Source organism: Tistrella mobilis KA081020-065 (genome assembly GCF_000264455.2).
GTDB lineage: Bacteria > Pseudomonadota > Alphaproteobacteria > Tistrellales > Tistrellaceae > Tistrella > Tistrella mobilis.
Genome location: NC_017956.1, coordinates 2,287,780 through 2,311,957, shown reverse-complemented (window position 1 = coordinate 2,311,957; position 24,178 = coordinate 2,287,780). Strand labels below are relative to the sequence as shown.

At 70.5% G+C, this 24,178-nt stretch carries 17 protein-coding genes and 1 pseudogene; 5 read left to right on the top strand and 13 right to left on the bottom strand.

Going from position 1 to position 24,178, the window contains the following annotated elements; genetic code table 11:
* Positions 1–31: 31 nt before the first annotated feature.
* Entirely contained in the window at positions 32–4,678 is a 4,647-nt protein-coding gene (locus tag TMO_RS10455; RefSeq protein ID WP_014745593.1) for a translocation/assembly module TamB domain-containing protein, read from the top strand.
* 33 nt (positions 4,679–4,711) lie between these two features.
* On the opposite strand, the gene TMO_RS10450 is transcribed toward TMO_RS10455, so the two are convergent.
* Both TMO_RS10450 and TMO_RS10445 read right to left on the bottom strand, forming a co-directional pair.
* Complete coding sequence (locus TMO_RS10450; protein ID WP_014745592.1) at positions 4,712–5,284, bottom strand: HD domain-containing protein; 573 nt, start codon at positions 5,282–5,284, stop codon at positions 4,712–4,714.
* A 146-nt stretch (positions 5,285–5,430) separates the two neighbouring features.
* Positions 5,431–6,486 carry an NAD(P)/FAD-dependent oxidoreductase gene (locus tag TMO_RS10445; RefSeq protein WP_014745591.1) on the bottom strand — a complete coding sequence of 352 codons (1,056 nt, stop codon included), beginning with the start codon at positions 6,484–6,486 and terminating at the stop codon, positions 5,431–5,433.
* A 110-nt stretch (positions 6,487–6,596) separates the two neighbouring features.
* On the opposite strand from TMO_RS10445, the pseudogene TMO_RS30370 reads away from it, so the two are divergent.
* Together TMO_RS30370 and TMO_RS32155 are read left to right on the top strand one after the other, a co-directional pair.
* A pseudogene (locus TMO_RS30370) lies at positions 6,597–6,734 on the top strand (DUF2256 domain-containing protein); the annotation flags it as partial.
* A gap of 21 nt (positions 6,735–6,755) precedes the next feature.
* On the top strand, positions 6,756–7,475 hold the full coding sequence (locus TMO_RS32155) for a DUF6134 family protein (RefSeq protein ID WP_228382312.1): 720 nt from the start codon (positions 6,756–6,758) through the stop codon (positions 7,473–7,475).
* Between the two features lie 17 nt (positions 7,476–7,492).
* On the opposite strand, the gene TMO_RS10435 is transcribed toward TMO_RS32155, so the two are convergent.
* The 10 genes from TMO_RS10435 to TMO_RS10390 all read right to left on the bottom strand — a co-directional run bounded on the left by TMO_RS10435 (position 7,493) and on the right by TMO_RS10390 (position 20,287).
* Positions 7,493–8,923: a 4Fe-4S binding protein gene (locus tag TMO_RS10435; protein WP_014745589.1), complete on the bottom strand. Its 1,431-nt coding sequence runs from the start codon at positions 8,921–8,923 to the stop codon at positions 7,493–7,495.
* A gap of 20 nt (positions 8,924–8,943) precedes the next feature.
* Positions 8,944–10,884: a TonB-dependent receptor plug domain-containing protein gene (locus TMO_RS10430; RefSeq protein ID WP_014745588.1), complete on the bottom strand. Its 1,941-nt coding sequence runs from the start codon at positions 10,882–10,884 to the stop codon at positions 8,944–8,946.
* A 47-nt stretch (positions 10,885–10,931) separates the two neighbouring features.
* Complete coding sequence (locus TMO_RS10425) at positions 10,932–11,333, bottom strand: DUF2946 family protein (RefSeq protein ID WP_014745587.1); 402 nt, start codon at positions 11,331–11,333, stop codon at positions 10,932–10,934.
* 126 nt (positions 11,334–11,459) lie between these two features.
* Entirely contained in the window at positions 11,460–12,485 is a 1,026-nt protein-coding gene (locus tag TMO_RS10420) for a magnesium transporter CorA family protein (protein WP_014745586.1), read from the bottom strand.
* Between the two features lie 122 nt (positions 12,486–12,607).
* Positions 12,608–13,150, bottom strand: a complete 543-nt coding sequence (locus TMO_RS10415) for a DUF3833 domain-containing protein (RefSeq protein WP_014745585.1) — start codon at positions 13,148–13,150, stop codon at positions 12,608–12,610.
* Between the two features lie 20 nt (positions 13,151–13,170).
* Positions 13,171–14,622, bottom strand: a complete 1,452-nt coding sequence (locus tag TMO_RS10410; protein ID WP_014745584.1) for an MFS transporter — start codon at positions 14,620–14,622, stop codon at positions 13,171–13,173.
* Positions 14,619–15,152: a DUF3429 domain-containing protein gene (locus TMO_RS10405; protein ID WP_051045363.1), complete on the bottom strand. Its 534-nt coding sequence runs from the start codon at positions 15,150–15,152 to the stop codon at positions 14,619–14,621. The genes TMO_RS10410 and TMO_RS10405 overlap by 4 nt, the downstream gene beginning before the upstream one ends.
* 69 nt (positions 15,153–15,221) lie before the next feature.
* Entirely contained in the window at positions 15,222–17,483 is a 2,262-nt protein-coding gene (locus TMO_RS10400; protein ID WP_014745582.1) for a patatin-like protein, read from the bottom strand.
* 79 nt (positions 17,484–17,562) lie between these two features.
* Complete coding sequence (locus TMO_RS10395; protein WP_014745581.1) at positions 17,563–19,179, bottom strand: cisplatin damage response ATP-dependent DNA ligase; 1,617 nt, start codon at positions 19,177–19,179, stop codon at positions 17,563–17,565.
* A gap of 4 nt (positions 19,180–19,183) precedes the next feature.
* Positions 19,184–20,287, bottom strand: coding sequence for a ligase-associated DNA damage response exonuclease (locus TMO_RS10390; protein WP_014745580.1), 1,104 nt, complete (start codon positions 20,285–20,287; stop codon positions 19,184–19,186).
* A gap of 152 nt (positions 20,288–20,439) precedes the next feature.
* Between TMO_RS10390 and TMO_RS10385 the strand changes: the two genes are divergently transcribed.
* Both TMO_RS10385 and pdeM read left to right on the top strand, forming a co-directional pair.
* A complete protein-coding gene (locus tag TMO_RS10385; RefSeq protein ID WP_014745579.1) occupies positions 20,440–22,914 on the top strand; it encodes a ligase-associated DNA damage response DEXH box helicase in 2,475 nt (824 codons plus the stop codon).
* A gap of 6 nt (positions 22,915–22,920) precedes the next feature.
* The gene (gene pdeM / locus TMO_RS10380) at positions 22,921–23,751 is read left to right on the top strand and encodes a ligase-associated DNA damage response endonuclease PdeM (RefSeq protein WP_014745578.1); all 831 of its coding nucleotides are present in this window, start codon (positions 22,921–22,923) and stop codon (positions 23,749–23,751) included.
* On the opposite strand, the gene TMO_RS31220 is transcribed toward pdeM, so the two are convergent.
* Entirely contained in the window at positions 23,726–23,992 is a 267-nt protein-coding gene (locus TMO_RS31220) for a hypothetical protein (protein WP_145978110.1), read from the bottom strand. The genes pdeM and TMO_RS31220 overlap by 26 nt on opposite strands.
* Between the last annotated feature and the right edge of the window lie 186 nt (positions 23,993–24,178).

Below are 24,178 nucleotides of genomic sequence, written 5' to 3'. Positions count from 1 at the left end.
GCGGCCTTCCGAGGCGGAGTGAGACCGAAACGTGAGCAGTGACACGCCCGAACGGGCACCCGATCCGACGACCCCGTCCTCCAGCGGCGGAGCCGAGCCACCCAAGCCCGGACCTGACAAAGGCAGGGCGAAACGGCGCCGTGGCCGGATCCGGAAGATCCTGGGCTATGGGGTGGTGGGCCTTGTGGTGGTTGTGGCCGGCGGCATCGGCGGCGCGGCGATCTGGGCCGACAGCGATCAGGGGCGCCGGACCATCGCCGGGTTTGCCCGTGACGGGATCGAGGCGGCCGGTCTGGGGCCGGTGGAACTGCCGGCGATCGAGGGCAGCCTGTTCGGGCGCCTGCATCTGCCGCGGCTCCGCATCGGCGATCCGGCCGATCCCTGGCTGGTGGCCGACGACGTCACCTTCTCGTGGCGGCCCTCGGCCCTGCTCGCCGGGCGCATCGAGATCGCGACCATCGCGGCGGAGCGGATCAAGGTTGCGCCGCCGCCCGATGACGGCACGCCGCCGCCACCGTCGGAGCCTTTCGATCCGCGGACCGTGCGCCTGCCCGACGAGGGCATGCTGCCGCCGCTGACACTCGATCTCCGGCAGCTGAGCGTTTCGCTGCTCGAACTCGATCCGCGGCTGACCGGTCTGGATGCGCCGGCCATGCTGGGGGTCGACGGCGCGGCGCGGGTCGGGCGTGGCGATACCTCGTGGGCCAGGCTCGACATCCATCGCCTCGACGGCCCGGCGGGACGGGTATCGGCTGCCCTCGAAACCGATCTCAAGGCCGGCACGCTGGATGTCGATCTGGTGGCCGAAGAGGCGGCAGGCGGGCTGGTCGCGACCATGGCGGATCTTCCCGGCCGGCCGCCGATCACCGCCAGGCTTGAAGGCTCGGGCCCGCTGGAGGGCTGGACCGGTCGGCTGACCGCGGATGTGGAGGGGCTGGCCGATCTTAAGACCGGCATCGCATTGGCATTGCGTCCCGATCCCTCGCTGCAGCTTCAGGGCGAACTCGACTGGGCCGGCATGGGCCGGGCGCTCGCCGGGGCCGATGCAGCCGCACCCGCAGCGGGCGATGCACCCGTCGAGGGCGATGCATCCCTCGCGCGTGACGCATCTGCGGATCAACCGGTGCCGCCGCTGGTGCTCGCCTCGGAAACCCCGCTCTCTTTCGATCTGTCGGCGCGGCAGCCGGATGGCCAGACGCTGGCCGTCGACCGGCTGGCGCTCTCGACCGGCGGCGTCAGCCTTTCGGGCACGGCCGGGATGGATACCGGCACCGGTGCGGTGCAGGCGCGGCTGACCGGCAATGTCTCGGGCACGGCGCCGCTTCTGGCGCTGGCGCAGCCGGCGGCGATGTCGGCGGCGACCCTGACGCTGGATGTCGATGGTACCTGGCCCGCCGTCGATGCCCGGCTGGCGGCGACGCTGGCGGCGCCGCGGCTGCAGGGCATCGGCGATGGCGGGCCCTTCGCCAATGCCGCCCGACTGACCGCGGCGGTGACCGGTCGCGCGCCGGCCCAGGACCTGCCGGCCGATCTGGATCTGGCGCTGGATCTGGATCTCGACGGGCCGCGCCCGGCGGCGCTGGGCCTGCCGCCAGAGGCGGCCGACGGGGTTCTGTCGCTCAAAACCCGGGGCAGCTTCGACGGTGCCGCGGACAAGGTGGTGATCGATGCGGCACTGCTCGACATCGGCACCGCCAACCTTTCGGCCACCGGCAGCTACGCCCTGGGCGACGGCACCATCGACGCCCAGGCCGGGCTGTCGGCCGAAAAATTGAGCCGGCTCGCCACCCTTGCCGGCCTGCCGCAGCTTGCCGGCACGCTGGGGCTCGATGTCACGGTCACCGGCAATCCGGCGAGCCGTCTGGTGGCGGATGTCTCCGCCGAAGGCCGGTCGTTGCAACTCGGCATTCCAGAGGCCGATGCGGCGTTGGCCGGGCGGATCGATCTCGCCACCCGGGTGACCGTTACGGGCGAGGGCGGGGTCATGGCCGAGAACCTGTCGCTTGCGACCGGAACCACCCGCCTCGCCGGACGGGCGGCGCTGGGGGCTGCGGGCGGGCTCGACGGCACGAAACTCACTCTTGCGGTGCGCGATCTGGGGCGGCTGGCGGATGCGGTCGGCGCACCGGCCACGGGCAGGCTGGAAGCTGATATCGCGCTCGGCGGCAATCTTTCCGATCCGGCGGCGCGGGTGACGGCCCGGCTGGCGGATGGCCGGCTGGGCACGATCGACGTCCAGCGCCTGACGCTCGATCTCGACGGTCGCAATCTGCTCACGGCCCCGACCGGTCGCGTGGCCCTGGATGGCGAGACCGCGGAAGGCCCGCTCAGGCTGACGGCCGAGGCGGCTTCGGCCGATGGCGGCAAGCGCCTGGACGTGAATGCGCTGACCCTCGATTTCGCCGGCACCACGGCACGTGGTCAGGCGGCGGTGACCCTCGCCAATGCGCTGGTGCGCGGCCGGTTCGACATCAATTCGCCGGATCTGGCGCCGCTCGGCCGGCTGGCCGGGCTCGATATGGGCGGGCGGCTGTCGCTGGATGTCGATCTGGGTGCCGACCGGCGCGGCCGCCAGACGGTGAAGGCCGATGGCGAGGCGGCAGCCCTTTCCGTGGCCGGCAGTGTCGCGGCCGAGCGGCTGACGCTGGATGCCGACCTGGTGCTGGACCAGGGCCGGCCGGGTGGACGGGCGACGATCGCGGCCGAGCGGGTGACCGCCGGTCCCGTGCAGCTGGCCACGCTGAAGGCCACGGCCACGCCACAGGGGGCGGCGACAGGATTCGATCTGGCGGCGACCGGCAATTTCAAGGGCCGGCTGACGCTGGATGCCGGCGGCAATCTGGCGACCGACCGGCAGGGGGCGATGGTGCTGACGCTCGACCGGCTGAAGGGCCAGGCGCTGGGTGAAGAACTGGGGCTGGGGGCGCCGGCGACGGTGCGCCTTGCCGATGCCACCCGCGTCGACCTGCCGGAATTGCGGATCGGCAAGGCCGGCCGCATCGTGCTCGATGCCGTGATGGCGCCGGATCGGCTGACCGCCGAAGGCCGGCTGACGGCGGTGCCGCTCGACCCGCTGCGCCGGTTCCAGGCGCCGATCGGCAATGGCGGCCGGCTGGACGGCACGATCGATCTGGCCATGGGCCCGCGCGGGCGGGAGGGCGCGGTGACGCTCACAATCCGCGACCTGCCGGTCGATGCCGAGGTCGAAGGCATGGAAACGCCGATCATCTCGGGCGATGTGAAGGCGACGCTCGGCGACCGCACGGCGGATCTGGACCTCGCGATCGCAGGTCTGGGCGAACAGCCGCTGACCGTCACGGCAAAGGCTCCGCTCCAGCCCTTCCGGCGCGGGGCGCCGACGGAGATTGCGCTGGATGACGCCGGGCCGGTCGAGGGCCGGCTGCGATGGCAGGGCGATCTGGGCCGGCTGGCGCTGGCCGCCGGCATAGACGGCCAGCGCTTCGCCGGGCGGATCGATGCCGACATGACCGTGAACGGTACCGTCGCCAATCCGGATGTCGCAGGCGGTATCCGGCTGACCGGTGCGGCCTATGAGAACCAGGATGTGGGCACGCTGCTGACGGGCATTACCGGTGAGATCGGTGTCTCCGGGCGGTGCTGTCTGGCGGTGAAGCTGGATGCGCGCGACGGTGGCAGTGGTACGGTCACCGTGAACGGTACGGTCAATCTGGATGACCTTGCCGACCCGCGCATGGACATCAAGGTGAAGATCGATCAGGCGCGCCTGGTGCGCCGCGACGATGTCGATGCGGTGCTCGACGGCAATCTGGCGATGACCGGCGGGCTGGGCGACGGACAGCTGGGCGGGACCGTGACGGTGCGTCAGGCGGAGGTCCGGCTGATCGACAGCGGCGGGCCGTCGATCCGCACGATCGACGTGGTCGAGGTCAGGAACGGCCGGGTGGTGGCGGATCCGGGCTCGCCCGAACAGCAGCAGCAGGCATCGGGCGGGCTGGCGCTCAACATCGATGTCCGGGCGCCGGGGCGGATCTTCGTGCGCGGCCGTGGGCTGGACACCGAATGGCAGGGCAATCTGAAGGTGCGCGGCACCACCGGCGCGCCGGTGATCAACGGCGAACTCAGCGTGGTGCGCGGCGAGGCCGATGTGGTCGGGCGGACCCTGACCTTCTCGAAGGGTGTCATCACCTTCGACGGTCTGGCCGATATCGATCCGCGGCTCGATATCGAAGCGACGCTGACCAATGCCGATGTCACCGCCATCGTGCAGGTCACCGGCCGGGCCTCGGCACCGCAGCTGACGCTGACTTCGGAACCGGCGCTGGCGCAGGACGAGATCCTGGCCCGGGCCTTCTTCGGCAAGCCGGGAGCGAAACTGTCGGCCGTGGATGCGATCAGGGTCGGGCAGGGGCTGGCGACGCTGACCGGCGGCGGGGGCGGCGGTTTCGATCCCACCGGCTTCGCCCGTGACCTGTTCGGGCTCGACGTGCTGGATGTCGGCACCGACGATACCGGCTCCGGCGCCTCGGTCAGGGCCGGCAAATATCTGAGCGACGACCTGTTCGTCGGTGTCGAGCAGGGGGCCGGCAGCAGTGCCGTGACGGTGGAGCTGGAGGTGCTGCCCAACATCAAGGTCGACACCGAAGTCGGTGCCGAGGGCGGCAGTTCCGTGGGTGCGACCTGGAGCTACGACTACTGACGGAAGATGATCGACGGAACGAGCGGCGCGGCGTCAGTCGCGCCGCGCCGCCGCCAGCACATGACGTGCGAAGCTGCGGAAGCGGGGCAGCACGAGATTGCGCTGCTTCGCCCGGTCGCAGTAGCGCCGGAGTCTGAGGGCGGTATCGGCATGGCGGCGGATGCGGAACACCGTCGCCTCTTCCTGCGACATCGCACCGCCACCGGCGGAGAGGGCGACACGGGCGGCCGGGGTCAGCGTCGCGGCATAGCCGGCATCCGATGCCGCCAGATAGCGCTTGGCCTGGACATGCAGGCGCACCGCCTCTGCCACCTCGGGCAGGAAATAGCTCGCGAGGAAGTCACCGCCGACCCGGGCATGCTCTTCGTCGTCGGCCAGGCGATGGGCGTCCTCGGCGGCGCCGCGGATCAGCTGACCCACATCATGGAGCAGGGCGGCGGCGATCATGGTCGGTGCGGCACCGTCGGCCTCGGCGATCATTGCCGATTGCACCGCATGTTCGTAGACCGTCACCGGCTCGCCCAGATACAGATCATGCGCCCGGCGCTCATAGAGGCCTGCGACGAGGTCGGGCAGGTCGGACGAGGACTGGTAGAGCACGGACATGAGGCGGGGGCCACCGGCACAAAGCGGGGTCGGTCGCCGGGATCTGCGACCGCAACCAGAGGGGGTGAACCCTATTCTTAGCCGCGCAACCCTCGGATCAGAAATGAAGTGTTGGTGACAAACCCTTGGTGCCTGACCGGTCTTACTCAGCCGATCAGTGCCAGGGCTGCGGCGCGACCGCTGTCCACCGCGGCCTCGGCACGCCCGCCGATGCACCAGTCGCCGGCGATGGCGATCCCGGTCCCGGTATCGGCCAGGCAAAGTGAGCCAAGCGGCACCTCTGCGAGAGCATAGCGCCAGCGATGGGCCTGGATCAGGCGCGGGGTGATCGCCCGGCCGATCAGGCGTTCGAGTTCGCGGAGCAGGGAAGCGGCGGCCACCTCCGGCGTTTCCTCAAGATGGATCCGGCTCCAATGCGGCGTGGCATGGACGACGAGGCTTTGCGGACCTGCCGCGCGGCCGGGCAGGGCGGTCTGGTCGCCGAGCCAGGCAATCGCCTCGTCCTCCGGCCGCCAGCGCGGGCCGGGCAGGGGCAGTGCCTCGTCCACCGCCAGCATCAGCGCCCAGCAGGGGGCGACGATGGTGGAGGCGATGCGGCGGCGCCAGCCTTCGGGCAGCAGGACATCGATCAGCAGGTCCAGCGTCTGCTCGGGCGGGGCGGTGACGATCAGCCGGCGCGCCTGGACCAGTGGCAGACCGTCTTCGTCCTCCAGCCGCCAGAGGCCGCGGCCGGTGCGGACGACCCCGCCGACGCGGGTGCCGGTGCGGATGTCGAGACCCTGGGCCAGATGTTTCGCGATCGCCGTCATGCCGCCCATGCCCACCCAGTGGGGCTGGCCTACCCAGCGGGGCTGGTCGCGTTCGGGTGCCGGCGGTTGACCATGCAGGGATGGGCCATGCAGGGGCGGGGCGGGCAGGCGGCGTGCCAGATTGGCGGCCTCGGCCCCGGCCATGGCGGCGACCAGGGCGGGGCTGCGGGCGGTCATGAACTGGGCGCCGTGGTCGAAGCGGAGAACCGTGCCGTCGTCGAGCGTGGCGCGGCGGGTGGCGAGCCGGCCGCCGATGCCGCGTCCCTTGTCGAAGATCAGGGGCGTGACGCCCTGGCGTCTGGCCAGCCGGCCGGCGGATATGCCGGCAAGGCCCGCACCGATGATCGCAAGCCCGATCGGGTCTTCGAAGGCAGGGGGCGGCGTTGAGGTCACGGACGATTACTCCCTCGACAGATGCCGAACGGGTGATCCGTTGGCTTCCGCCGTCGGTATATGGGGCGGAGACCGCGAATTGTGAGACCTGACCACCCGGGAGACATGCGATGCCGAAAATGCGACGCAAGGCCGATCTGCCGGCCAGGCTGTGTGCGGCATGCGGGCGGCCCTTCGCCTGGCGGCGCAAATGGGCCCGCGACTGGGAGGCGGTGCGTTACTGTTCGGATGCCTGCCGGCGCGGGCGTGGCGGGGTTGACCGGCGGACCGTGGTGGCCGGCCTGCTGGGGGGCGGGCTGCTGCTGGCGGCGCCGGTTTTTGCCGGCCGCGCCCTGGCGGCTGCCGCCCCGGGGACGGGTGAGCTGGCCTTCGACGTCTTCCGGGGCGATGCCCCGATGGGCCGCCATGTGCTGCGGTTCACGCCCGAGGCCGATGGCCGGCTGACGGTGTCGGTGGAGATCGATCTTGCGGTCTCGTTCGGGCCGATCACGGTCTATCGCTACACCCATCGCAACACCGAAAGCTGGGCCGGCGGCCGGCTGGTCGCGATCCGGACCCGCACCGACGATGACGGCACGGCCTATGCGGTCGATGGGCGGGCAGAGGGCGACAGTTTCGTGGTGGAGGGGGCCGACGGCCGGGTGGAGGCCCCGGCCGACGTGATCCCGACCAGCTATTGGCATCCGGACACGCCGGCGCGGCCGCGCTGGCTGGACACACAGCGCGGCCGGCTGCTGGAGGTGGCGGTGGCCGATCGGGGCACCGTGGAGCGCCCGGCACCGGATGGCGGCAGCATCGCCGCCCGCGCCTATGACGTGACCGGCGACCTGACCATGACGCTCTGGTACCGCGCGGCCGAGCCGCGCTGGCTGGGGGTGGCCTTCGACGGGCGCGGGCGCGAGGTGCGCTATCGCCTGGCGCGGGACACGGCGCCGTCGCCGCTGCGCCTGGCCCGCGGCGACTGGCAGGGGCCGGCCGCCGGTGCCTGAACGCCCGGGCATGGACGTCAGTGGACATGACCGGCCGGCATCCCCTGGGTGGCGGCCCAGAGCTTGATCACCAGCACCAGCGCATAGAGCAGCACGGGGGCCGCCGCGGCTGTCGTGGCGAGAAAACGGCGGCCGCGGGGTGTGCCGGCGGGCAGGACCAGCGCCGTGCGGCGATGCATCACCCGAAGTGACCAGAGGATGGCGATCCAGGGCAGCAGGTCGAAGATGCCGAGCCAGGGCGTGCCGCGCGCGACCAGCGGCCCGATCTCCGCGGCCGGCAGGCCATAGGCGGCAATGGCGCTGTTCCAGAGCTTGGGTGCATAGACCGCCAGGAAGAACACGATGCCGTGGGCGAGCATGGCGATGCAGGCGAGCGGCGCCAGACCATGGCCGAGCACGGCGGCAACTTCCGCCCGATTGCGGCCGGCAAGACGGGCGACCAGGCCCCAGCCTGTCCGGGCAGCCCCCAGTGTGAGGGTGATGGCGAGCAGCAGCGCGACCAGACCCGACCACTGGAACCAGGCCGGCATCGGGATCCGATCGGCCAGCAGCCCGCCCGCCAGGTTCCAGGGCATCATGGCGGCGAGCGGGGTGTGGTTCAGCCCGTGCTGGAACTGGACGCCGACCGCGGCAACCGCCGTCAGCCAGAGCAGGACCCGAGCGGTGCGGCCGTCATCCCGGGCCACCGGCCGCGCCAGCTGATGACCGGGACGGCGCAGTTCCACCTTGACCGAGGTACAGGCGGTTGCGCAGTCCATGCACAGCGTGCAGTCGGCCATGTCGTTGCGTTCCTCGAAACGGAACGGGCTGAGGTGGTGGGGGCAGGCGCGGGCGCAATCGAAGCTGCGGCAGGTGGCGCAGTTTTTGGCCTCGGTGGTGATCCAGGCCGACCCGGCGCGGGCATAGGCGGTGAGCACCCCGCCCAGCGGGCAGATATGGCGGCAATAGGCCATGTCGCGCCAGACGAGGAAACTGGCGGCGGCAAGCAGGGTATAGGCCAGGAAGAAGCCCGCGGTGATGTCGGCCGAGCGGGCGAAGGCGGCAGGTGCTGCGAACGAGACCGCCCAATAGGTCACCATGACCAGCACCAGGCCGATATTGGCCCGGATCAGCCAGCGCGGCGCATGCCGCTTCAGGCCGATCCGGCTCAGATACTTGCCCATGAAGCCATGCGGGCACACCGAGCAGAAGGCATTGCCCAGCGACGGCGTGACCAGGCTGGTGAAAAAGGGCCAGAAGATCCCCCACATCAATGCGAGTGTGAAGGCGCCGCTGCCGGCAGGGTCGGTCAGCCCGAACCAGATGGCGGAGGCAAGCAGGAAGACGGTCAGGCCGCGCAGCGCGTTCAGCACATGCGGCCGCCGCAGCACACCGGCGATACCGGGGAGTGCGGTGAGTTCGATGGCGCGCGCGGGTGCAGGCGGGCGCGGTCGGATGAGGACGGCCATGGCGAGGTCTCCTTCCGGGCTCAATAGCGCAGATTGACGCCGAGATAGAAGAAGCGCTCCGCCGGCTCGAAGGGCTGGAGGTTGTCGGGCACATGCGTGCCGATCAGCCCGTCGACGCCGCCGGTGATCTCCACCAGCTGCGTCAGCCGGTGGCTGACCTTGACGTCGATCCGGCCGTAATCGGTGGAGACATTGCCGAGATTGCTGGCGCCGAAACCGACCGGTGCGTAATAGGACAGCATGCCGGTGCCGGCCAGATGGACCAGGGTGTCGTCATCGGCCGCCCAGTCGAGGCCGATCTTGCCCTGCTGGCGCGGCCGGCGGCCCAGCCGTTCGTCGGCGGTGGTGTCGCGGGCATCGATCCATTCGAGGGAGCCCGTCAGCATCAGATCATCGCCGATCGGCGTGCGACCGGTGATTTCGACGCCGCGGATCCGGGCGGTGCCGATATTGGTGTAGTCATAGCGCCCGGGCGTCGTCAGCCGGGTGGTGATCAGGTCCTCGACTTCGGAATTGTGGACGGTGACGCCCAGCTCCGCGCCATCGGCGAAGCGATAGGCGGCGGCGGCTTCGGCCGTCCACGAGGTCTCGGGTTCCAGGTCGGCATTGCCGTAGATGACCGATCGGCCGCGATGGATGACCGAATAGAGCTGCAGATAGGTCGGTGCCTTGAAGGCCGTGCCGGCACCGATGCGGAAGGTCCAGGGCCCGGGCGTCCAGGAGAGCGTGGCCCGCGGATTGGTGGTGGTGCCGACATCGCTGAAGTCGTCATAGCGGATGCCGGCGAGCAGGGTCCAGTCTTCGGCGAGCGTCCATTCATCCTGGGCGACGGCTGCCCGGCTGCGCCGGTCGGCGGAGCCTTTGGCCAGAACCGACAGGTCGATATCCTCTTCCAGATATTCGAAGCCGACGGTCGCGACGTGATCGGCGCCGAGCGGCACGGTGTAGAAGCCGGTCAGCTCGCGGCCGTCGATGCGGGTGGTGTCGAGCGAGCCGGTGCGCAGCACGTCGCCTTCGGTGTGGTAGGCGCTGCCCGAGAGGGTGATCCGGCCGGGGCCGACCTCGCCCGCCCAGGTGAGCGCCCCGGTGCGGCTGGTCTCGTGCTCGCGCGAGTCGACCGGCATCGGCACCCGGCCGCCATTGGAGCCGAGCCCTTTCGCTCGCAGCTCTTCATAGCCGAGATCAAGGGTGATCTCGTGACCGGGGGCGACATCCCAGGCCGTGCGCCAGGCGGCATGGCGCGAGGACTCGCCCTTGAGGTCGTCAAAGGCGGAACCCGCCTCGCTCCACGGATCGCGGGAGCGGATCGAGAGGTCGAGCCGGTTGCGGGTCTGGCCGATCCGGCCGGTTTCCACGGCAGCCCGGCCGATGCGGGTCAGCCTTTCGCCGTTTTCCGACACGCCGGCCAGGGTCTGAAGGCTGGTCCCCGGTTCGGTGGCGGCATCCCGGCTGATGATGTTGACCACGCCCGAGACCGCGTCGGCGCCGTAGAGCGCCGACATCGGCCCGCGGATGATCTCGATCCGGTCGACCGATCCCAGGTCGAAGGCCGAGAGGTCGACATTGCCGAACCGGCCGCGGCGGCGGTGGCCGTCGACCAGGATCAGCGCCTGGCCGTCTTCGAAGCCGCGGATGGAGAAGCGGGTGGTGGAGCCGCCATCGGCGATGATCACACCGGTCGCCTGTTCAAGGGCCCGGGCGACGGTTGTCGCCGGCACGGCGTCGAGCCGGGTCCGGTCGATGATCTCGATCGCGGCCGGCACGTCTTCAAGTGCCTGCGGACTGCCGCGGCGGGCGGTGACGCTGAGCGCGGGCAGTTCGGTGCTGCCGACACCGGTGGCTTCCCCGGCGCGGGCGGGCAGAGGCATGGCGGTGCCGGTGAGGGCGAGGGCGGCGACGGTGGCACGGGCCGTCGCGGGCAGCAGCCGGCGGGTGCCGGCCGCGGTCTGGCGGAGGATCATGTCGGATGTCCTGGATCTGATACCGGTTCGGAGCGAACGAGGCGGTGTCAGGCCAGGGGTGGGGCGCGGGCCGGTGGGCGGGGGGCGAGGCGGTCCCGCGGCAGCGGCAGGCCGCGGGCGACCGGCTGCAGCCGGGCCAGGACCTCCGCCGCCGGTTCGGGCAGGGCGGGGGCGGTCGCGACCAGGGCGGGCGCAAGGCAGAGCCCGCCGCAGGGCAGGCCGTGATTGATGCGGATATGGCCGTCGCCATCGACCGGACGGCCGTCGTCGTCGACGGCGATCTGCACCAGACCTGTGGGTGTGCAGATCACCAGCCGGCCGGTCTCGGCAGCTTTTGCGGCGGAGACGTTGAGCGCAGCACCGCCCAGGATCTGGGCGAACAACACCACCAGCATGACCAGGGCGGCAGGCAGTTTATGGCCGCGAACGGCCGAAAGGCCGTGCGTCACCGCACGGCCGCTGCTGCTGCCCCGACCTTGATCCCGTGCTGTCGCCACTGCCCGTCCTGCTGATTCAGCAGCATATTATCGTCTGATCTTCAGCCGCCCGCGACGCGACATGCGGTCGCAGGCGGGTCAGAGCCAGCCGCGACGCTTGAACAGCCAGTAGGGCAGCACGGCGGAGCCGACCATCATCAGCAGGGCGAGCGGATAGCCCAGATGCCAGGAGAGTTCGGGCATCACCTCGAAATTCATGCCGTAGATGCTGGCGATCAGCGTCGGCGGCAGGAAGACCACGGCCACGACCGAGAAGATCTTGATGATGCCGTTCTGCTCGATCTGGATCAGGCCGAGTGTGGCATCCAGCATGAAGGAGAGCTTGTTGGCGAGGTAGCTTGCGTGATCGGACAGCGAGACCACGTCACGGGTGATGGTCTTCATCGCCGCCAGGCCGGTCTTGCTGGCCCGGCCGCGCAGATTGCGGCCGGCAAAACCCGCCAGACGGCCGATCGAGACCAGGCTCTCGCGGATCTTGGAGGTGAGGTCACCCATCCGGCCGATCGCGGCGATCAGCGCCTCGTAATCAGGCGCCGGCGGTCGCTGGTTGCTCTTGCCCGTCTTGCCGGTCTTGCCGCCATTGCCGGGGGTGATGCCGCGGGTGCGCTGGCCGGCTTCGAACACCGTCTGCGAGACCTGGTCGATCTCGGCGCCGACCAGCTCCAGCACGTCGGCCAGCCGGTCGACGATCGCCTCCAGCAGGCCGAAAAGCACGCCTTCGGCACCGGTCACGGCACCGGGATGCCGGTCGACATGGGTGGTGAAGGCGCGGAAGGGCAGAGGGTCGGTGTGCCGGACGGTGATCAGCCGGCCATGGGTCAGTACGAAGGTGATGGCGCTGGCGACCGGGCTGCCGGTTTCGACCGAACTCAGCACCGTCGCGGTCATGTAGAGCGCGCCGTCTTCTTCGTAGAGCCGGCTCGACGCCTCGATCTCGCGCATCTCCTCCTTGGTGGGGATGTCGACGCCGAGGGCCTGGTCGACGCGCTGGAGTTCCTCCATCGACGGATCGACCATATCGATCCAGACCACGGTCTCGCCGATCGGGCTGCCGGCGGGTGCGCGGCGGAGCACACCCGGTTCGGTGACATAGAGATTGATCATGCGCAGGGCCTCGCCGTGCTCGGGCGCAGCCGGGGCCTGGTGCCGCCGGCTGCGCCCGGTTTAGGCGTGCCGATCGTTTCAGGCAAATGAAAACTCCGTGTCGGTGGCAGGGATCCCCCGCATCATTCGCGCGGCGCCTGCATCGCCATCGCCGGCCGGCGATCGGTCTGCAGGCCGAGGGCGGGGGTCATGCGCGGCCGGTCCTTCTGAAAGAAGATGGTGGCGGTACCGAGTTCGATGCCGAACTTGGTGACTGTGGCGCGGTTCAGCACCACGCCGTCTTCCTGCAGGAACATCCAGTCGTCGAAACGGACCTCGATCTCGCGGCCCCCGACCTTCAGGTTCATGCGATAGGTCCAGTTGAGCGCATTGCCGAAGGCGGCACCGCGGGCCTCGCCCAGCACGTCGTCGGCCTGGCCGACATAGCCGTTGGGGCCATCGGGCCGAATGGTCCAGACCCGGCGGTCCAGCTCGCCATCGGCATAGCGGAAATGCTCGTCGAGCGTGAGGGTCTCACCATCCCAGTCGCCGTCGATGTCGACCACGAACTGACGGCGCAGATTGCCGAAGCGGTCCTCGAACATGCCCCAGGCCCGGGTTTTGCCGGTGAAGTAGTCTTCGAGGCGGAAGGCCGGTCTGGCGCCGGCGAAATCTTCGACTTTCATGGTGCTGCATCCGGTGATCGTCAGGAGGCTGAGGAGCGCGAGCACGACGCCCGCGGTGCGGCGACGGAGAGAGAACATGAGGGTTTCCGCGAAGAGGGTGGACCGCAGCCCGGCGGGGTGGCGACCGCCGGGCTGCGGCGCCGGGCGATTTCTTCCGCCAGACCGGACTGGATCTCCCGGGTCAGGGGGAAGCGGCGGACCAGCAGGATCGCCCAGATCTTGAAGGGCACCGGCAGGGCGCCGTAGACCAGGGCCAGCACGGTGAGAGCCAGAGCCCCGCCACCATCGTCGGCGGCCGGATCGAAGCCGGCGGCGTCGATCAGCGGAAAGGCGGTGCCGATGCCCAGTGCCAGCGCCGCCTTGGTGGCGAAGCCCCAGAGGGCGAAGAACAGGCCTGCCCGTTCCTGCCCGGTTTCCAGGCGGTCGATGTCGATCACATCGGCCTGCATGGCGTTGGGCAGGGCCAGATCGGCGCCGAGCGTCGCACCGGTGGCGATGCAGATGATCAGGAACGGCACGACGTCGCCGGTACCGAGGAAGGCCGCCGGCAGGAAGGCGGCCGTGGCGATGGCCATCGCGATCGTCCAGGCCCTGTGCTTGCTGGTGCGGGCGGCAAGCCGGAGCCAGAGCGGCGCCGCCAGGATGCCGGCGGCGAAATAGACGAAGAGCAGGGGTCCGGCCAGATCGGGCCGACCGATGACGTGCGAGACGTAGAGCAGGAACAGCGTCGCCGGCAGGCCGTTCGCGAAGCCGTTGGCGATATAGGCGCCGATCAGCCGCCGGAAGGGTCGGTTGGCCACAAGGGCGCCCAGCCGCGCCAGCTGTCCGCGCGCCCGGGCGACCGGGCGATCGGGTTCCGGCACCGCGATCACGGCGGCGGTGGTGGTGACCGGCAGCAGCAGGGCGATGGCGGCGCCGAGCGTGGCGAGGCCCGCGGCGGTGACCGCCGTGCCGCCACCGCCCGCCACCACCGGCAGGGCGATCGCCGCCAGCGTGCCCAGGATCACGAACACCTCGCGCACCGTGACGATCCGACTGCGCTCGTCATAGCCGTCGGACAGCTCTGCCGTCCAGGCCTGCTGGGAGAGCACCATCATGGTGCCGCCCAGATGCAGCACGATCGACCAGACCAGCAGATGCGCCGCCCCGGCGCCGTCGGGCGGAGACATCAGCATCCAGATGCCGGCGATGGTGAAGGGCAGGCCGGCAACCATCCAGCCCCGCCGCCGGCCGCCGGGCAGGCGGACGGCATCGGCGAGCACGCCGACCACAGGGTCGGTGACCATGTCCCAGATCCGCGCGGCGAGCAGCACGCCCCCCACGACGCCGAGCCCAAGGCCCAGCGTGTCGGCATAATAGGTCGGCAGGTAGATATAGAGCGGCAGGGTGAGTGCCGCGAGCGGCAGCCCGGGCAGGCCGAACAGCGCAAGGCGCCAGCCGGGCAGCGTGGCGATGCCGGCGGCCGCGGTCACGCGGGCCCCCCGCCGCCGATCGGCGCACCGATCGCGAGCGCGACCAGGGCACCCAGCGTGAGGCCGATGCGCAGCCGGAGATACCAGCCGGGCAGGCCCGCCCGCAGGGGGCCCAGGGTTTCGGCGGCAAGCAACAGGGCGAAGGCGGCGGTTGCAAGGGCAAAGCCCGAGGCCTGCGGCATCAGCAGGGCCGCCCAACCGAGCAGGGAGGGCAGAACCGAGATCGCGAAGCGGCGCATTGCCCGCCTGGTGTCGGTCGGGCCCGATGCCAGCGCCAGCCCCCAATGCACGGCGCCCAGGAAGGAGAGAATGACCGCGCCATAGGCGAGCAGGGCCGCGCGCGCCGCCGCGGCGTCATCCGTCAGCAGGGCAAGGGCGGCACCGGCGGCAAACGGGATCAGCCCGGCAATGCCCAAAGCCGTCGCCAGACGCGCCGGCCCGTTTGGCGTGGGCCTGTTTGGCGTGGACCCGTGCTGCGTGCCGCCGGTCCGTGCCTCCCGCGCGCCGCCCATGACATTGCCGCTGCCCATGGAACCCGTCTCCCTGACCATTTCACGGGTGATACGGGGATCAGGGCATTTCGGATCGGTCGGCCGTGATCAGGCGAGGAGACCAAGTCTTCGAAGCAGCCGTGTCGCGGGGTCGCCGAGGCCGCCGGTCTTGTCCACGATCGTGATCAGATCGTCTGCGATGGCGTTGAACAATCGGGTGCGATAGGCCGCTTTCACCCTGTGGGCGGCATCGCCTTCCAGCCCCGCGGCATCGAGGATCATGTCGAGCAGCCGCTCGGCGCCGTTCAGCCGGCCGAGCAGGATGTCGTGAACACGCGCATCGCGGGAGAGAAAGCCGGCGAAGGCCCCGAATTCATCGCCCAGGGCCTGGCCGACCACGTCGCGGGTCGAGCGGCAATCGATGGGGGAAATCCGGACGATTCTCGCCTCCTGCGGCTCCTCGATCCGGTGGCGGATCATTTCGGGGGCGGTGACGAGATCGACCAGATCGAACAGGCTGTCGGCCGCCTGAAGGGCGGTGGCAACCGGGCCCGGCGGGATGTCGGCGACGGTGACATCAAGCGCACCGGCCAGACGATCTGCGGCAGAGGTTGCGGCTGCAAGAGCCCGATCCAGCGCCGTCTGACCTGCCGCGTTCAGAACCGCGAAGGAGGCGCGGCCGGGCCCTGTGGTACGATCGATCAGCATGTCGTCGAGAGCGGTGGGATCGAAGGCGATGCCGGTGCCCGTCATGTCGATCACAGGGCGGATCTCCGCGAGGTCGGTGAGCACCGATTTGAAGGCGTCGACCGTCGCCCGGTCCGACGCCGACGCATAGAGCCGGTTGGCCTGTCTGACCAGGAAGCGCCGGCGGCGATCCTGGCGGGGGAAGGCCGCGGCAGCCGGGGCGCCGGGGTTCCCGGTCACATAGAGCCGGGCGAGCCGGCGGATCAGATTGGCCTGGCGCGAGGGGTAGGGCAGGCCCAGGGCGCCGTTGATCAGGCCCGCCAGCAGGGCGGCGGCGGACTGGCGGCAGGCCCTGTCATAGGGCAGGACACAGGCCGGCGCGAAGCTGTGGGCGGGAGCGTCGGGAGAGGCCGCGCGGAAGGCCTGCGCCGCCTGAAGGGTCTCGGCCTCCAGCAGCTTGAGTTCCTGCGCGACCCGGTTGCGCTCCGCCACCGCCTCCAGATCGTCGAGGATCGGTTCATAGCGGAAATGATCATAGAGCCGGCCGATCAGGGCGCCGCCGGCGAAGCGGGCCTCGTCGGGGATTGGCACCTCCTGCTCGGGCGTCGGTTCGACATAGGCGATCAGGCGGATCACCTGACGGCGGGCGGGCTTGTCGCCGATCGCGTCGATGACCGGGCCGAAAGGCTTGTTGTCATGCAGCCCGCCATCGGCCATCTGGGCGCGACTGCCCCAGTCATCGCCCGTCATGCGATCGTCGCCGGCCAGAATGTGTTCGCCCAGATGGCGATTGTGGAAGTCGGCGAGCCCGTCATGGGCCGACAGTTCTTCGGCGACGTCGCTGCTGCGCAGGGGCGCGAAGGCGATCGGAAAGCTGGCGGTCGACCGGCAGGCATAGGTCAAAGCGAAGATGTCGTCGAAATCACCGGTGAGGCCGCCGCGGGTCTCGAACCGCATCACATGCGGGAAGCGCCGTTCCTGCTGGCGGCCGTCATGCAGCCCGGCGTCGATCGGCAGGAAGCGCGGCCAGCCATGCAGGTCGCTGCGGGTGAGAAAAAGATCCAGCCGCTGGCCGTCGGGCAGGAGATGGGCGGTGCTGCGGCCGATCCCGTTCAGGGCCTCGCCGATCAGCCGGATGAATTTGCGGCCGTCGAGCGGCGTTCTGGTGCCGTCGCCGCCCCTCAGAAAGGCGGCGAGGTGATCGATCAGCCAGCCATGAGAGATCTGAGGTGGCAGGTTGCCCATGAAACGGTTCAGGATCGGCCGGCCGAGAGTGCGATACAGCCAGCCGGCGCCTTCCTCGGGATCGTCCTTCAGATTGGCGATATCCGCCTTGTCGATCCAGAAGCCGTTCATGTGACGCACGCCGCCGCCGGTCGCGATCGCCCGTCCCAGCACCGCGCCGTTGAGGCCGCCGGCGGAGGAGCCCGCGATGGTATCGACGACGACGCGGAGGTCGACCGTCTTCTCCGCCAGCTCGTCCAGCAGGTCGCGATAGATGGCGCTGGTCGGGGCCGGGTCCGGGGCTTTTGCCGGTGGTGGGGTGCTGCTCGCCCGATCCCGCGAGGCGCGGAGCAGGGCGTGCAGCTCTTCGGTGATGCCGGCCATGTAGATCGCCAGCGACACCCCGCCATAAAGCACGATGCCGAGCCGGAGTTCCCGGCAGGGGACGGTATCGGTCATGGCCGGACTCCCCAGGATGCAGGCTTCAGATGATCATGTTAGGTAATAAAAAGGGAACAGGCAACAACGTCTGCACGCGTCAGGTGACGGAGGCCGCAGGGGATCCGGCCACCAGGCCCGCCGCGGTTTCCAGCCGGTCGGCTTCGGCTGCGGGCTTGTCCCAGCGGATGCGGGCGATGCGGGGAAAGCGCAGGGCGAGGCCGGATTTGTGCCGGGGGCTGGGCTGGACGGAATCGAAGGCGACCTCCAGCACCAGGCCGGGGGCGACGGCGCGGACCGGGCCGAAGCGCTCGGTGGTGTTGCGGCGGATCCAGCGGTCCAGCTCGACCAGTTCCTGATCGGTGAAGCCGGAATAGGCCTTGCCGACCGGCACCAGCGTGTCGTCGTCGCGCCAGACGCCGAAGGTGTAGTCGCTGAAATAGGACGAGCGGCGGCCATGGCCGCGCTGGGCATACATCAGCACGACATCCAGGGTCAGGGGCGCGCGTTTCCACTTGAACCACGGCCCCTTGGGCCGGCCGGCGAGATAGGGGGTGTCGCGGCGTTTCAGCATCACCCCTTCGATCGTGGCGGCGGGCGGATCGGCGCGCAGCCGGTCCAGCTCCGCCCAGCTTGAGAAGGCGACCAGGGGCGAGAGGTCGAAACGGGGCGAGGGATGGGCGGCGACCAGGGCTTCGAGGGCGGCGCGCCGTTCGGTGAAAGGGCGCGGGCGCAGGTCCACGCCGCCTTTGGCGAGCAGGTCGTAGAGCCTGAGATGGGCGGGGAGGGATTTCAGCAGGCCTGCGCCGACCGTGCGGCGGTTGATGCGTTTCTGAAGCTCGGCAAAGGGCGCGGGCTGGTCGTTCGGCCCCATCACCACCAGCTCGCCGTCGACGGCCGCCTCGCCGAAAGGCCAGGCGTCGAGCAGATCGGGGAAGCCGCGGCCGATCTCGTCGCCCGATCGGGCATAGAGCCGGATCTCGCCACCGGCCGCCACCATCTGGGCACGGATGCCGTCCCACTTCCATTCGGCGCGGAAATCGGATGGGTCGAGCGGCGCCAGATCGGCCAGCTCGGCAGGCGTGGCCAGCATGAAGGACCGGAAATGCGGCAGGCCGCGCGGGTCGGGCCGGGGCCCCGTGCCGGTCGCCCAGGCGAAGAGCGCCTCGTAAGGTGGCTCCAGCCCGTGCCAGACCTCTTCCACCGCTTCGGGGGCGAGCTTCGCCCAGGCGGCGAAGGCCGCTTTGGCGAGACCGGCGGAAACCCCCACCCGCAGCCCGCCGGTGGCGAGTTTGAGCAGCGCCCAGCGCCCGGTGGTGTCGAGCCCGTCGAGCCAGCCGGCAAGCGACCGCATGGCCGCGGCGGCCGAGGGGGCGGCGGCGAGGGTTTCGGCGACCTCCGACAGCCGCACACCCGGGTCGTTGCGGCCGGCGCCCGTGGCCGCGGGTTCGGGCCACATCAGCGCCGCGGTTTCGGCCAGATCGCCGACATAGTCATAGGACAGGGCGAACAGCACCGGATCGGTGCGGCTGCCGATCAACTCGCGGATCGCCGAGGGGCGGGCGGCGCGCAGGTCGAGCGTGCCGGCCAGCGCCGCCAGGGCCCAGCCGCGATCGGGATCGGGGGTGTGGGCAAAATAGTCGCCGATCAGGCGCAGCTTGGTGGTGCGCGAGGGCGTGAGGATCAGGCGGTCGAGCAGATCGGCGAAGCGGCGCATCGGCTCAACCCTCCGTGCTGGCGGGTTGGGGGCCGGCGGGATCGGCCGGGCTGTCGTCGTCTTCGTCGCCATATCCCGCAAGGCGCAGCGGCCGGGCGTGGAGCCCCATTCCGGCCGCGGCATGGGCGAGGGCGTCTTCCCGGCCATGGGTGATCCAGGTCTCTTCGGGACGAAGATCGCTCAGCGTCTGCAGCAATTCGTCCCAGTCGGCATGGTCGGAGATGACCAGCGGCAGTTCCGCGCCGCGCTGCTTCGCCCGCTGGCGCACCCCCATCCAGCCCGAGGCGACCGCGACCAGCGGATCGGGCAGCTGCCGGGCCCAGCGATCGGCCACGGCGCCGGGCGGTGCCAGAACCAGTTCCCCTGCCAGATCGGCGCGCGCGCGTCCCGCCACCGGCAGCAGCGGGCCGAGCGGCACACCAAGGTCTTCATAGAGCGCCGAGAGCGGCGCCAGCGCGCCATGAATATAGATCGGCCGGTCATAGCCGGCATCGCGGATCATCCGGATCACCCGCTGGCATTTGCCCAGGGCGTAGACGCCGACCAGATGCGCCCGGTCGGGGAAGACGTCCAGCCCGTGCAGCAGTTTCGCGATCTCGCCCGCGGCCGGCGGATGGCGGAAGACCGGCAGGGCGAAGGTCGCCTCGGTGATGAACAGATCGCAGGGCACGGGCTCGAAAGCCGGGCAGGTGGGATCGGCGCGGCGCTTGTAATCGCCCGAGATCACCGCGGTCCGGCCCCGATGGGTGATCACGATCTGGGCCGACCCCAGGACATGGCCGGCAGGTGCCAGCATCACCGAGACATCCCCCACTGTCAGCCGCTCACCATAGCCGAGCGGTTGACCGCGCACCTGATCCGGGCCGAAGCGTGCCGCCATGATCGCCAGCGTTTCGGGCGTGGCCAGCACCGCCCCATGGCCGGGGCGGGCATGATCGGCATGGCCGTGGGTGACGATCGCGCGCGGCTTCGCCCGGGTCGGGTCGACCCAGAAATCGCCGGGTGGGCAGTAGAGACCTTCCGGGCAGGGGACCAGCCAGTCGATGCCCGCCCCGCGCGGAGCGGGTGGGGCGGGATCGGCAGGCGGCAGGCGGATATCCTCGGGCATGGGGGATCCCGGCTGGGGGGAGGAGATCGGGACGGAGATGGATGTACCCGGTTTGTGCTCCTGCCAAGATTGGGTGGCGGAGCGCCCAAGTCCACCCCCGCGGCATCATGCCGGGCTCGCCTTCGGGGCGGGCTGCACCATACTATCCGGCCATGAGCGTGCATGAACCCCGTCTGCCGGTGCTGGTGCCGGATGCCGACCTGCCGCCACCCGCGCCGCTGCCTGCGGCGGTGGCGGGCTGGTTTGCCGCGCGCGGCTGGACCCCGCACCCCCACCAGCTGCGCATGCTGGCCGCCGCGGATGCCGGGCTGCCGGTGCTGCTGATCGCGCCCACGGGGGCAGGCAAGACCTTGGGCGGATTCCTGCCCGGCCTTGCCCGGGCGGCGGCGGGAGAGGTGGCGGGCCGGCTGGATACCATCTACATTTCGCCGCTGAAGGCGCTTGCGGCCGATATCGCCCGCAATCTGGAGCAGCCGATCGCCGAAATGGGGCTGGGGCTGCAGGTGGGGGTGCGCACCGGCGATACCGATCAGCGCACCCGCGAACGCCAGCGCCGCAGCCCGCCCGAGCTGCTGCTGACCACACCGGAATCGCTGGCGCTGATGCTGTCCTACGCCGATGCGCCCAGGATCTTCGGCCGGCTGGCGACGGTGATCGTCGACGAGGTCCACGCCATCGCCGGCACCAAACGCGGCGATCTGCTGGCGCTGGGGCTCGCCCGATTGAAGTCGCTGTCGCCGGGGCTGCGCGTGGTGGGGCTGTCGGCGACGGTGGCGGATGAAGAAGCGGTGCGGCGCTGGGTCGATCCGCGGGCGGTGATCGTGCGCGGGCGCGAGGCGGCGCAGGCAGAGGTCTCGCTGCTGATCCCGGAAGGCGAGCGGGTGCCCTGGGCGGGACATCTGGCCCGCCATGCCATGGCCGGGGTCTATCAGGCGATCCGCGACCACGGCACCACGCTGGTTTTCGTGAACACCCGCGCCCAGGCCGAACTGGTCTTTCAGGAACTCTGGCATCTGAACGAGGACGGGCTGGCGATCGCGCTGCACCATGGCAGCCTTGCGGCCGAGCAGCGGCGCAAGGTCGAGGCGGCGATGGCCGAGGGGCGGCTAAGGGCGGTGGTGGCGACCTCCTCGCTGGATCTGGGCATCGACTGGGCGGCGGTCGATCTGGTGATGCAGATCGGCGCGCCAAAGGGCGTGTCGCGGCTGGTGCAGCGCATCGGCCGGGCCAATCACAGGCTCGACCTGGCATCGAAGGCCATTCTGGTGCCGGCCAACCGGTTCGAGGTGCTGGAATGCCGGGCGGCGCTGGAAGCGGTGGCCGAGGGCGAGCTGGATGGCGAGCCGCCGCGGCCGGGTGCGCTCGACGTTCTGGCCCAGCATGTTCTGGGCACGGCCTGCATGGCGCCTTTCGATGCCGATGCGCTGTATGCCGAGGTGACCGGCAGCGCGCCCTATGCCGCACTCGATCGCCCGAGTTTCGATGCGGTGGTCGATTTCGTCGCCACCGGTGGCTATGCGCTCAGGGCCTATGACCGCTTCCGGCGGATCGAGCAGGACGAGACCGGGCGCTGGCGGGTGGCGGGGCCGGTGGCGGCCAGACAATACCGGATGAATGTCGGCACCATCGTCGAGATGCCGATGCTGAACGTGCGGCTGACGAAACCCGGCGGCCGCGGCATGGGCGGCCGGATGCTGGGGCGGATCGAGGAATGGTTCGTCCAGGGGCTGGTCCCGGGCGACAGCTTCGTCTTCGCCGGCGAATTGCTGGTTTACGAGGCGCTGCGCGAGACCGATGTGCTGGTCAGCCGCGGCCGCGGCGGCGACCCCAGGATCCCGTCCTATGGCGGCGGCCGCTTCCCGATCTCGGCCTCGCTTGCCCGCCGGGTGCGGGGGATGCTGGCCGATCCGGCCCATCGCGACCTGCTGCCGCCGGCGGTCGCCGAATGGCTGGCGATGCAGGAGCTGCGGTCGGAGCTGCCGGGCGCCGACGGGCTGCTGGTCGAGACCTTTCCCCGAGCCGGCCGCTGGTTCCTGATCGCCTATGGCTTTGCCGGACGCAACGCCCATCAGACGCTGGGCATGCTGCTGACCCGCCGGATGGAGCGGATGGGCTTCCGGCCGATGGGCTTCGTCGCCAACGACTATGCCATTGCGATCTGGAGCCTGGATGCGCCGGAACGGATCGATGCCCTGTTCGGCCAGGACATGATGGGCGAGGATCTGGAAGCCTGGATGGCGGAATCGAGCATGCTGCGGCGGACCTTCCGCAATGTCGCGGTGATCGCCGGGCTGATCGAGCAGCGCCATCCGGGACGCGAGAAGACCGGCCGGCAGGTGACGTTCAGCTCCGATCTGATCTATGACGTGCTGCGCCGCCATCAGCCCGATCATGTGCTGCTGAAGGCGACCTGGGCCGATGCGGCGGGCGGGTTGACCGATCTCGGCCGGCTGAACGACATGCTGGTCGCGGTGCAGGGCCGCATCCTGCACCGGCCCCTGGCCAGGGTTTCACCGCTGGCGGTGCCGCTGCTGCTGGAGGTGGGGCGCGAAAGCGTGCCCGGCCAGGCCGATGACGACCTGCTGGGCGAAGCCGCCGCCCTGATCGAAGACGCCACCCGTGGATGACCGCCCGTGACCCTGCCCCCCGTAACCCTGATCTCCGCCCCCCGCGCCACTGCCCAGCCGATCGATCTCGGCGGCGAGTCCTTTCTGGCCGATCCGTCGGGCGCGCTGATCTGGCCGCGGCGGGACACGGTGCTGGTGGCGGATCTGCATTTCGAGAAGGGATCGGCCTTCGCCCGCAAGGGGCAGTTGCTGCCGCCCTATGACAGCCTTGAGACCCTGATCCGGCTGGAAGATCTGGTCGCGACCTGGGGCCCCCGGCGGATCCTCTGCCTGGGCGACAGCTTCCACGACCGGGACGGGCCGGCCCGTCTGGATCCCCTGGATCGGCAGCGCCTGGCGCGGCTGGTGGCCGCCCATGACTGGATCTGGATCACCGGCAATCACGACCATGGGGCGGCGGCGAGCCTGGGCGGAACGGTGATGGACGAGCTGCTGGAGGCGGGGGTGGCGCTGCGTCATGAAGCGGCTGCGGCCGCAGCGGATGAGCGGCTGGAGATCAGCGGCCATTTTCATCCGAAGGCGATCCTGCGCGTCCGCGGCCGGCGGCTGTCGCGGCGCTGCTTCGCCGGCGGACGCGCCCCCTGTGGCCGCGACCGGCTGGTCCTGCCGGCTTTCGGTGCCTATGCGGGTGGGCTGAATGCGCTGGACCCGGCCGTGACGCGGCTGTTTGCCGGCGGGTTCGACGTCTGGGCGACGGGGGACCGGGCGGTGCATCGCCTGCCGTCATCGCGGCTGGATCCGGACCAGTCGCATGTCGGCGGCCACCGGCCGTCATCTGGCCGGGCGGTGCAGGGTGCTGCCGTGCCGGGGATCACCAGCGACGCGGACGAAGCCTGACGCGCAGAAAAGCCCAGATCAGCGGGGCGGGGAAGGCGCGCGCACGATGGGCCGCGGCCCCCGGGCCGTTGCGCAGGGCGATCCCGGCCGAAAGCGTCCAGCGCCCGCGTGTCGTGCTCCAGCTGATCGAGACCAGTGCCCGCGACGGGCCGCCACCCTGCACGGGCGCCGGCACAAGGCGCAATCGAGCGGCCCTGCGCCCTGGCAGCAGCTGGTGGATCCTGGCGGGCGGCAGGGCCATGGGCAGAATTCCCTGTCACGCAGGTGTGGTTGTCGTGGGGGTGGGGCTCTCCGGGACCATGCGCGCCGGCCGATAACGAAAAGCCCGGGTGGAAACCGCGGCACCGGGAACGATGATGCGGCTTCCACCCGAAAGTTTTGGATCGGTCAGCACTGGCTTGGTCCGTGGAGTGCGGGGGCCGCATCC